General features: G+C 59.0%; 12 protein-coding genes and 3 pseudogenes. 4 read left to right on the forward strand and 11 right to left on the reverse strand.

Annotation, left to right across the window (positions count from 1 at the left end):
* Positions 1-137 precede the first annotated feature (137 nt).
* Positions 138-1082: a hypothetical protein gene (locus QOC89_RS16670; RefSeq protein WP_323046019.1), complete on the forward strand. Its 945-nt coding sequence runs from the start codon at positions 138-140 to the stop codon at positions 1080-1082.
* A 29-nt stretch (positions 1083-1111) separates the two neighbouring features.
* Here the strand turns inward: QOC89_RS16670 and QOC89_RS16675 are convergent, their stop codons facing one another.
* The 7 genes and pseudogenes from QOC89_RS16675 to QOC89_RS16700 all read right to left on the reverse strand — a co-directional run bounded on the left by QOC89_RS16675 (position 1112) and on the right by QOC89_RS16700 (position 3828).
* Positions 1112-1345 carry a hypothetical protein gene (locus QOC89_RS16675; protein WP_323046020.1) on the reverse strand — a complete coding sequence of 78 codons (234 nt, stop codon included), beginning with the start codon at positions 1343-1345 and terminating at the stop codon, positions 1112-1114.
* A gap of 57 nt (positions 1346-1402) precedes the next feature.
* Positions 1403-1609 (reverse strand): hypothetical protein, encoded by a 207-nt coding sequence (locus tag QOC89_RS16680; RefSeq protein WP_323046021.1) that lies wholly within the window; start codon positions 1607-1609, stop codon positions 1403-1405.
* Positions 1610-1753: 144 nt separating this feature from the next.
* Entirely contained in the window at positions 1754-1972 is a 219-nt protein-coding gene (locus tag QOC89_RS16685) for a hypothetical protein (protein ID WP_323046022.1), read from the reverse strand.
* A gap of 98 nt (positions 1973-2070) precedes the next feature.
* Positions 2071-2287 (reverse strand): annotated as a pseudogene (locus tag QOC89_RS31895) (ribbon-helix-helix domain-containing protein).
* 165 nt (positions 2288-2452) lie between these two features.
* Positions 2453-2893, reverse strand: coding sequence for a nitronate monooxygenase (locus QOC89_RS16690; RefSeq protein WP_323046023.1), 441 nt, complete (start codon positions 2891-2893; stop codon positions 2453-2455).
* Between the two features lie 165 nt (positions 2894-3058).
* Positions 3059-3264: pseudogene (locus tag QOC89_RS16695) on the reverse strand (IS5/IS1182 family transposase); the annotation flags it as partial.
* 225 nt (positions 3265-3489) lie between these two features.
* A complete protein-coding gene (locus QOC89_RS16700; RefSeq protein ID WP_323046024.1) occupies positions 3490-3828 on the reverse strand; it encodes a PDZ domain-containing protein in 339 nt (112 codons plus the stop codon).
* A 352-nt stretch (positions 3829-4180) separates the two neighbouring features.
* Here QOC89_RS16700 and QOC89_RS16705 point away from each other — a divergent pair, with 352 nt between their 5' ends.
* The 3 genes from QOC89_RS16705 to QOC89_RS16715 all read left to right on the forward strand — a co-directional run bounded on the left by QOC89_RS16705 (position 4181) and on the right by QOC89_RS16715 (position 8911).
* On the forward strand, positions 4181-5878 hold the full coding sequence (locus QOC89_RS16705) for a methyl-accepting chemotaxis protein (protein WP_323046025.1): 1698 nt from the start codon (positions 4181-4183) through the stop codon (positions 5876-5878).
* A gap of 588 nt (positions 5879-6466) precedes the next feature.
* Positions 6467-7741 (forward strand): MFS transporter, encoded by a 1275-nt coding sequence (locus tag QOC89_RS16710; RefSeq protein ID WP_323046030.1) that lies wholly within the window; start codon positions 6467-6469, stop codon positions 7739-7741.
* Positions 7742-8623: 882 nt separating this feature from the next.
* Positions 8624-8911, forward strand: a complete 288-nt coding sequence (locus QOC89_RS16715) for a hypothetical protein (RefSeq protein WP_323046026.1) — start codon at positions 8624-8626, stop codon at positions 8909-8911.
* A 70-nt stretch (positions 8912-8981) separates the two neighbouring features.
* Here the strand turns inward: QOC89_RS16715 and QOC89_RS31900 are convergent.
* The 4 genes and pseudogenes from QOC89_RS31900 to QOC89_RS16730 all read right to left on the reverse strand — a co-directional run.
* Positions 8982-9104, reverse strand: a pseudogene (locus QOC89_RS31900) (DnaJ domain-containing protein); the annotation flags it as partial.
* A 75-nt stretch (positions 9105-9179) separates the two neighbouring features.
* Positions 9180-9599, reverse strand: coding sequence for a hypothetical protein (locus QOC89_RS16720; RefSeq protein ID WP_323046027.1), 420 nt, complete (start codon positions 9597-9599; stop codon positions 9180-9182).
* 26 nt (positions 9600-9625) lie between these two features.
* Positions 9626-9772, reverse strand: a complete 147-nt coding sequence (locus QOC89_RS16725; RefSeq protein ID WP_323046028.1) for a hypothetical protein — start codon at positions 9770-9772, stop codon at positions 9626-9628.
* Positions 9773-9874: 102 nt separating this feature from the next.
* On the reverse strand, positions 9875-10042 hold the full coding sequence (locus QOC89_RS16730) for a hypothetical protein (protein ID WP_323046029.1): 168 nt from the start codon (positions 10040-10042) through the stop codon (positions 9875-9877).
* Between the last annotated feature and the right edge of the window lie 289 nt (positions 10043-10331).

Here is a 10331-nt window from a genome sequence, read left to right on the forward strand (position 1 = left end):
CTCGGCCTCAAGGATGCCGCTGCGCCCGCCGTATGGAATGCTGTCCTGTCCGATCGATAAGGTATCCTTCAAAGAGGAAACTTCTCAGCCCGCTTACCTATTTGCACCAAAATCCGATCGCCGGGCATGCGCTCCCCGTGCTGTCGATTGCCGTGGTCGGCGCGGTTGCCTACGCGGGCGCGTCCGTGGGTGCGCGAGGTCCGGCGCCGGGACTGCGCGGCCTGCTTACGGCAACGGCCTGTTGGGTATCCGCTTGTTTCCCGGCGCATGACCTCGACGCGGCGACGCGCTACACCGTCTTCTATCTGATCGGAAGCGTATGGGCGACGCTCGCGGGCGGCACGCTTTGGCAGACCAGCCGCACGAAGCGCGCGCAGCAGGCAACGCTCGCCTATCTGCATGCGATGTCGTCGCTTGCCAGCCGCCTCGGGCAGGCGGCCTACGGCGACCGGGCGCAGCTCGAGCACGGGCGCGCGGAACTGCGCACGAAGCTCGATGCGATGACGGTGGCCGTCGCGAACTGCAACGGCGAGGCCCCTTCGGCGTGCGCCGGGTTCGTCCGCGACGCGGAACAGGCGATGGCCCTGCTCGCGGGCCTGGAAACGCTCCTCGCCGGTGGACACGACGCCGCCCGGCGTGAAGCCGCCACCCTGCTCGCGCCCGCCTACGGCCAGCTCGCCACGCAGATCGACGCGAGCGCGACACGCCTGCGCAACGGTTCGAGCGCATCCCCGGGCGCGGTCGAGCAGTGTCAGGCTCGGCTGCAACAAACCCTGCGAGCGTGCCAGCCTGCGTGGCTCGCGACCCACGGGCCCGGCGAGGGATCGACGTGGCTGCGTGCCAATCTCGATCTCGTCAAGCGCCTGTCCGTTCTGCTTGCTCGCGAAGCGCGCATGGATGGCGCTCCGGACATCGTGGCAGCACTCGCGGCGCCGCGCAACCGTCCACGCCAGGGCTGGCTAACCGCGTTGATCGCGGAATTCGCCGCCGGGAATACCTACGCCCGGTACGCTGCGCGGATGTCCGTGGCGGCAATGATCGCGGTTACCATTGCACGCCTGTCGGGCATACAACAGGCCTAATGGCTCGCGTTGACCACGTTGTTCATCCTTCAGCCCACGCTGTCGCAAACGGTGAAGGTGTGCGGGTGCGCATTGGCGGGACGCTGCCAGGACGCGATGCGCGATGTCGCATCGGAGGCCTCGGCCCACCGCGCAGCAAGCAGGAACAGCGGCGCCGCGTGCGCATCCGCGTCGTCCGCACGGAACGGCAGCGCAGCGGCGCGCCCGGCCAGTTCTGCCCAGAGCGGTGCGAGCCAGGTCGCGCCGCTCTGCCTCGGGAACACATGCGCGACTGCGGGCTGGACTTCGTGAGATAGCGCCTGGCGAGCCTGCAGGGCGGCTTAGTGACGGTCAAACGATACCGTCGATCGACCCTCGAGAGCATTGACGATCGAACCGAAATACACTTGGGCGACATCGTCCGGATACTCGTTCGCAAGGGCCTGCAGCGCGCCCCGCGCGCCCGCGGCATCGTACCGCAGCAACGCTGACAGGACGTCATTGCGCAGCATCACATCGCGGCGGTCGTTGAAAAGGTCGAGCTGCATCCGTCGGATTCAGAACAGTTGGCTGGTCGGACTGACGAGGTTATTCCATTTGACCGTGCTTCTCAATTTCCTGTCGTGCTCGTCGACTGACTCGACGATTGCGCGCCGACCGGTCGCGTCGGTGACCGCGGCGCAGGCGCGTCATCAGTGGTCGTGTTCCGTCGGATCTACGAAAGACGGTTCCCAGACCTGCCCGCCGTAGAACACGCCAACGATTGACACCACCTCGGGATCCAGAAGGTAAGCAATGACCGCGCGCTGCCGGTAGTGGGTCACGCGCAGGCGAGGAAACAGATCATCGCGCGGAACGCCGCGCTCAGGGAATGTCTGCAGGCGCAGGCAGAAATTCACGATGGCGTCCACTTAGCGAGCCGCCGTGACGGGCGAACCCGCTTCAATGATGAACCGTTCTATGTCCTCAAGCTGGTCCCGCGCTTCCGGGGCAAACTGCACCCGGTAGGTCATGCGGCGCCCGAGTGCTTCTTCGCAAGGTGAGCGCGCACCTGCTCGGGCGTGAGCGCGCGCGGGCTCCGCGCGCAAAGCTTCGGCCGCAGGCACCACCTCGTCGCGCAGCCAGGCCTCAACGGCCCTGTCGCGGGCCGCGAGGGTGCGTAGCCCGTCGCGGATTACCTCGTTTTCAGAAGCATATTCGCCGCTGGCAACCTTGGTGCTGCCGATCCTCTCCCGTCCGCTATGCCTCCGGCGGCAACCAGCAAAGTTCCAGGTGAGTGTATTTCAAGTAGTCGGCAGCTTCCGGCACAAACGGAAACGTTTAACGGTTTCCTCCGTGCCCCCCTGCCTCGGTGCCCTGTACTACGATCGCTGCGGCGCCAGCCTCCAGTGCTACGTCGATCTGCGACAGGAACTGCACCAGGCAGATGAGCGCGGCGCCTGCGTCGCAGATTTCTGCTGCGAACGGACGAGGGTCGCCAATGAAAGGAACACGCAGGACGGCGAATGTCGCAACGCTTTCGTCTGCATCTCCGGCGCGCGCGCCAGAGCCCAGGTGATGAATCCAACGCCGAATTTGCCAGCATTCACTTGAGAAAGTTCAGTTTCTAAGTCAGGTTCCCCGCCCAGCGTCCCTGCATAACCTCCGCCAACGATCCCAAGTCCTCCGGCGCGATACACCGCAGCCACGAGCGCCCCGCCAGTGACGAACGCCATTGGCGCACAAATAATTGGATGCTTGATGCCAAAGCGCTCCGTGAAACGTGTGCTAATCATCATGCTTTCCGAAGAAGCCGATTCGTTGCGGTGATCGTGTTTATGATCGTCGTACAACTGCTAAAGAGTAAGCGGATGTTGCCGGCCAGAGTCGGCTCTTGGCCCAGATTGTGTCAAAACGCTTAGCCGCTGGGAATTGACGAAGTCTGTCGCGGCGCAGGTCGCGGCAGGTGAAGTGCGGGAACACAAACGTCAAATCACAACCACGCATTTTTCCCAGGCTCAGCAACCCGATGCGGGGCGTAACGCCCGCATCGCCTTCATAAGCGCTCTGAACCGAGTAGCTTGATGACCCGCTTCATGTTGTACGCGAGCACGTGCAAGCTCATCTCCGTGCTCACCCGCTCGATGGTCCCTGTCAGGAAATGGGTTGCGCCCATCCATGCCTTGATCGTGCCGAATGGATGCTCGACAGTCTGCCGCCGGATGCCCTATATGCGCCGTCCAGTCGTTGCCGAGGTTAAAACAAGCGTCAGCGCCGCGGTATTGAAAAGTCCAGGATAGGCGTCGGTTCCCCGTGAACGGCGATCAGCTTCTGGGTCATCGGAGCATCGCCTCCATGAGAGTGCGGTGCTCACGAGAGATTTCAGCCCGCGCCTTTTCTGCGGGCGACGTGCAGAGATGGCGTCGGCCATGTCCTGTCGCTGCTCACGTCAATTCGCGCCGGTAGCGAGCTGAACGTCCTTTTCAATCGTGGTCCCGTTTCGAACCAGCGATAGCTTCACCTTCTGCCCCGCATGGGTTTTAAGCAGCCTCAGCGTTTCTTGAACGTCGGAAGTAGCTTCGCCGTCGATCGCCATCAGAAAGTCGCCCTGCAAAATGTCAGCCTTGTAGGCTGACGACCCGACAACGACGACCCGAACCAGCAGTCCGGAATTTGTGCCAATTGTTTTGTGCCGGTCGGGCGTGAGTGGCAGCAGCGTGACGCAAAATACGGGCGGCTTTTGCTTCACCCAATAGCCGGCGCAATAGTTGGCCCGATGAACCGTCATGGGCACGACGCTAGTCGAGGTCCCCTAACTTGTGCTACTTCCGAAGCCGTTTACATGCGTCGTGCCGTATGAATTGAAGGCATTGCCGCTAAACGAGGAGTAGGTGGTCGAAGAAGTCGGTGTCACGATCGGGACCGCGACGGACTCGGTGCCTGCGCTGCTTGAGGCGAATCCATTCGCATAGCCTGCGGCTTTCTTTGAAGTCAACATGAGGAGGCGGTTGGCGAAATCGCCCGCGATCGCTAAACGCAGAGCCGGGACGATTCCATGATCTGAAGTTTCCGGTTAGAGTGCCGTTAAACAGTTTGTATGTATTTGCTTACAATTACAAAACTGAAAGATTCGTAATCCTATGAAAATGTCCTTTATACAGAAACTCTGGCTGCCCCTGATCTTGAGCCTGCTGTGTCTCGCCGGAGTATCGATCTACAACGCGTACCAGACGAGACAAGTGCGGCTGGATGAGCGCAAGGCCGACCTGATACACGCGGCGCAGATCGCCCTCAGTGTCGTCAAGACCTCTGGCGACGACGCGGCCGCCGGCACCCTTCCTTTGGCGGAAGCCCAGAAGCGGGCAATGGCTCGCATACGGAACATGCGGTATGGCGAGAACGGCTACATTGAGATCATCAATTCGCAGCGGAGGGTCCTCATGCACCCAGCGAACGCGAAACTGGATGGCAAGGACGCCGACGACTACAAGGATCCGAACGGCGTTTACCTCTTCAGGGATATCGTTGCTGTCATCAAGCGCGATGGCCAAGGTTTTACCGCGTTTAGCGCTCCAAAGCCGGGAGCCACCGAGGCCTCTCCGAAAATTGCCTACAGCGTGACCTATCGGCCGTGGGACTGGATTCTTATGACGGGGCTTTATGTCGACGACATCGACGCGGCATTTCGCGCGTCTCTGTACCAGAGCGTGGGGATTCTGGTGGTACTGGCAGGGGCCCTGTCGGCTGTGGTGGTGCTGCTCAACCGCGGCATCCTCCGCTCGCTGGGGGGCGAGCCGTCCTATGCCGCTGAGATCGCCAACCGGATTGCCGATAACGATCTGACCGCTGTGGTGAAGACGGCGCCGGATGACCGCTCAAGCCTGCTGTTCTCGATGAAGCGCATGCAGGAGCAGCTCGCACAGACGATCGGTACGATCAAGGCATCGGCCGACTCCATTGCCACCGCCACGCATCAGATCGCGGCGGGCAACCAGGACCTGTCGCAGCGCACCGAAGAGCAGGCCGCCTCGCTCGAGCAAACGGCGTCCAGCATGGAGCAGCTCACCTCGACCGTCACCCAGAATGCCGACAATGCCAGTCAGGCCAACCAGCTCGCTGCGCAGGCTGCTTCGGTGGCAGAGCAAGGCGGCACCGTGGTTTCGCGCGTGGTCGAAACCATGGAAGGCATCAACGCCAGTTCGGAAAGGATCGGCAATATTGTCGGCATCATCGAGGGCATCGCCTTCCAGACCAATATCCTCGCCCTGAACGCGGCTGTCGAAGCAGCGCGGGCGGGTGAGCAGGGGCGGGGTTTTGCGGTGGTGGCCTCGGAAGTGCGTTCGCTGGCGCAGCGCTCCTCGGTGGCGGCCAAGGAAATCAAGGAGCTCATCCACGATTCCGTGGAGCGCGTGCAGGCAGGCGCCAGCCATGTACAGGAAGCCGGAACGAAGATGCGCGAGATCACGCACGAGATCCGGCGTGTGACCGACATCATGGGTGAAATCACCGCAGCATCACAGGAACAGAGCAAGGGCATCGGACAGGTCAACCAGGCCGTCACGCAGATGGACGAAGTCACGCAGCAGAACGCGGCACTGGTCGAACAGGCGGCTGCCGCCGCCGGTGCGCTGGAGTCGCAGGCGAGCGATCTCAAAGCCGCTGTTTCGATGTTCAGGCTGGACTTCTCGCACGACTCCGGCAGGGAAAGCGACGCGCAGACGCGCAAAACGGCCCCGACGCACGCCAGGGCGCCGACCACGACAGCCGTGAAACGGTCCGCACCACGGCCCGTGCGGTTGGCGCAAACCGCCAAGGCAGGGGAATGGGACAGCTTTTAAGGGACAGGCGTCTCGCCGGTAATTGGCAGGCAGAACCACCGTGTCGGTCGTGACGTCTCCGAACGTTTGCACGCCCCGTCGTCCAACGCTGAAAAAGACCGATCCGCGCCAGGCACTCCCGCAAACAGGAACACCATGGTCGCGACGGACACCAACGACCTCACTCGGGATTTTTCGCACGCCACACACAACGCCTCGGTCTGCGCTGGAAGATCGCGCAGTTTCATCGCGAGGCGAGGCATCTGACCGGACCCGAGGGGCTGTCAATGTTGCAAAGCACGTAACTGGCGCAATCAGATTTCCTGCGCCGTACTCGTGTGGATTCGGCTTTCTGAGATTTCCGGACAGACCTGTCGGACTCTTTACCTGGTTTCAGACACCAGATGGTCGACGACTTCCTGCGTCAGGCAACTCAGAAAATTCACGGGTTCGTAAGAAATCTGCATAAATCCAATTAGATCGATCACTAAAACGTTTTAACATCGAAGGAGCGGAGCGATGCAAGAGACACAAGCGGAAAGAAGTATTTATGTCAGTGCGGAAGGACAAGATCAACAGCAGACGTCGCATGGAAGTCTGAGTGATGATATGAATATGCGAAGTCGGCTTTGGGGAATCTTTAGTGGCTCCATTGGCAACATGCTCGAATATTACGACTGGTTTATCTATTCGGCGTTAGAGATTTATTTTGTCAAGGGATTTTTCCCTGATGGTGACCAGACCGTAGCACTACTTAAATCCGCGGCCGTGTTTGCCATTGGTTTTCTTGTGCGCCCGATTGGAGCATGGATATTAGGAATTTACGCTGACCGCCGCGGCCGTAAATCAGCGCTGCTGGTGTCCGTTTCCATGATGTGTTTTGGTTCACTGATGATTGGCGTAACTCCGACGTATCAGAGCATCGGGCTTGCGGCACCCGTTATTTTGCTCATTGCCAGAGTTTTACAAGGCCTCAGCCTTGGTGGGGAAGGCGGAAGCGCGGCCGCTTACTTGAGCGAAACAGCGCCCAAGGGGCGGCGTGGATTTTACTCAAGTTTCTTATACACCACAATTTCTCTTGGCCAGCTTCTGGCTATGGCGACGCTCGTGATGCTTCAGCAGTTCTTTTTGACGTCGACGCAGCTACAAAGTTGGGGATGGCGCGTTCCGTTTCTGATTGGCGCATTAATTGCGCTCGTCGGAATTGTGCTGCGCCGGAACATGGAAGAAACTGGGTCTTTTGCCAAACATGCCAAAACTTCACGACAAGGGGGCGCAATTCGCGAGGCGATGCGCCATAAAAAGGCCTGTGTGATGGTTTTTGGTTTGACATTGGGTGGTTCTGTCGCAAACTATACTTTTGCCGCCTATATGCAGAAGTTCCTTATAAACAGTGCCGGCATGGACAGAAGTACCGCCAGCCTTATTTCAGTGTTGTCGTTGATTGGGTTCACAGTGATCCAACCGGTTTTTGGAGCTTTATCAGATAGTATCGGGCGTCGCCCCCTGCTTTTAACTTTCGGAACGGTTGGGACGTTCGGAACTATTCCTTTTTTCACGTTTCTCACTGGCATAAAAAACCCGTTCATCGTCTTCGCCTTGGTTATGGCGGCACTTGCAATTGTGGCAATGTATTCGTCAGTCAGCACCATTACTAAAGCTGAGCTATTTCCTGTCGAAGTCCGCTCCTTCGGCCTGGCGGTTCCCTATGCCCTTAGCGTTTCACTTTTTAGTGGAACGGTCGAATACATCGCGCTGTGGACCAAAAAGATCGGGCATGAAAACTGGTTCTTTTGGTATGTTTCACTTTGCATTTTCTTCTCCCTTATTTGTTACCTTTGGATGCCGGAAACTAAAACCGCTTCGTTGATTGATTTAGATTAGGGTTACATTCTTAACTTGTTAATCTGGCTTTGAGCGTGAAGCGCATGATTGTCGATACGATAATCATGCGAAAGGCGATCGCTCACAAGCTGGCTAAGGTACTGGAGCCGGCGGCAATCCTGAACGAGACAGACGGGAGGCTTGGATCGAACTGTCCGCACCCAACAAGGCCGCTGCTACCAACTCCACCTGGTGCTCGAGGCTGTGTCACATCCGTCGAATGTCCCATCGAGTTCAATGCGACCGAGTCTCGAAGGCGTCGCAATCCGGCCACCGTTGTCCATCCGAATCGATTCGACCAACAGAGGCCTCTTGCGGGAACAGCCAATACCAGGACACGTGGATACTGACGGGCACCGCGGATTTGGCTTGCGCCCTTGCCTCAAGAGGATTCGTTAGCTGGGCAGCCGTCATGCGCCGCCGCGGGCATCAGCAATGCATGCTATCTCAGTCGCATGTTGGCCTGTCGTCTGCGACCCGGCCATCATTCATGCAGAAATGATGCGACTCCGTGTCGCCGCCGGACCACGCGACCATCTGGAACCTGTCAGGACCGCTCATCTCCTCGGGCATGCAGCCGGTCGCGAGGACCTCGCCTGCTGGACTCACTTAGGCCACGAGCCAGCCGCTCGTTGAGCAGTGGTATTTCGCGCTCGCGATCATCTTGCCGGAGTTTGCCCACTCACTCTTGGCATAGAAACGGATGTCCCGCTGCGGATTTGCTCGAGCCACTGAGGGTTGATGTCCGCGTGCCCAGATTCCGGCACTGAAGCGCCTGCCTGGATCTCAGCTGTTTCGGCCGCCTGCTGTTGCGCATCGCTCTCGCACGTTGGCCTGTCGTCGGCGACCCGGCCATCACTCCTGCAGAAATGATGCGACTCGGTGTCACCGCCGGACCATGCGATCGTCTGGGACATGTCCGGACCGCTCATCTGCTCGGACATGCAGCCAGTCGGGAGGACATCGCCTGCTGGATTCACCTGGGCCACGACCCGGCCGCTCGGTGAGCAGTGGTATTTCGTTCTCACGATCATCCTCTCGTTCATGCGCGGTCTGCTGCGGGGGCGCCTTTTCCGCAGCCGCCTTCGCCGCTTCCTCGCGCCGCCGCAACGCTTCCTCGCGCGCTCGCCGCTCCTGTGCAGCGAGGTCCGGCTGAGGCAGAGGTTCTGACGCGTTGCGTCGCCCCGCTGCTCATTTTCGCCAACGCGTCCTCGGCCGCGAGCTGGCGATCGTACCCAGCGCGCGCCTGCTCATCACCCAGAACGGCGTATGCCTCGTTCAGGATCTTAATGATGCGCGTAGCATCCGGATGCTCGTTTCTGTCCGGGCGATACTGCTGGCTGAGTGCGCGATAGGCGCGCATTGGGGCCCTGTGGGCGCAACTGCAAAAGTTGGCTGAGCATGCACGTGCACCAGCAAGGCCAACGGGACTCTCATCCTACTTGCCGTGCGCACGTAGCCTCAAAGCGGCACAAAGTCCGATTTCGATGAACTGGTCGCGGTCAAAAATGCGCATCTTCCTCTCTAGCCCTTCTGTCGTGAACCGGCCAGGTTCGACAATGTACGGACGAGCCATGTCGGTTAGGCGCATTGGCTGCGTATATGGCTTGATATTGAGCAGCGCTTCACCCTCTGCATACAGAGCACTAACACCCGCAGCAGTTAGCAACGTGACTCGCCTTGGGCGACTTGATTCTTGCGTGGGCACATCGAAGTGGCGCACGTACTGCGGGTGCGTGCGCGCGATCCGACCTCGATAACTCGAATACACATCCGTCATGTTCTTGTCGCGGTGGATGTCGGCAAGGTCGAACCATTTGCTCAGTTCAGTCTTTTTTTCGTCAAACGAGGGATTCATCTTTGGCTCATCAGTGCTCGTGTCGCTCAAGTCGTTAAGCTTTTCCGCAGCGAGAGCCCTGCTGATGACCGATTGATGATGCCCACAATTTTGGACACGGCGTAGGCCGAGAGGTCCGGATTCTCGCTCAACATGCGCAAAGCCTGCCGCGTCTTCGATTCTTTCACGGTCATTCCCGCTCGTTTTCTGATTGCGAGAAAGCATTCTTTCATACTTGCTAGCAACGAAAAAGCGGAATGCAATCTTTCTCAGCTTGATGCCACAAGTTCAAAAAACTAGACGCCCTGATCTTGTACCTGTGAATCACGCTCAAAAGCCGCGCCAGTGTGAAAGGCTGTGGCGACTGCTCGATCGTTCGGCGCAACCACATCCACAAGGCCACGAGCGCAATCAGCAAAAACCACGCGACTGCGGTCATCGAAGACCTGAACGATATTCAGCATGGGCTGGTCTAGAAGGAATGTCTGTTGTTGAGAAAGCTGAAAGTCCCTTGTGGGTCGATTCTGTTGAAAAAGTCGTGTTTTGGTTTGGAGCACAGGCTTTGACAATACGTCTCAAGCCGGAGAGTTGAGAGAGACGGCGGTCTTGCAGCGTGCGATGCCCCTCGTTTCTCGTCATGTGGCTGCCTGGTTTGCCTGCTTACCGTTAGGCATGAGCCACTTGGCCATTCTTCGCAGATTTTGCGCAGTTGCTGCCATCAGAAACTCATCATGAGCACCGCTTGGACCACGC

The organism is Paraburkholderia sp., assembly GCF_034668105.1.
Lineage (GTDB): Bacteria > Pseudomonadota > Gammaproteobacteria > Burkholderiales > Burkholderiaceae > Paraburkholderia.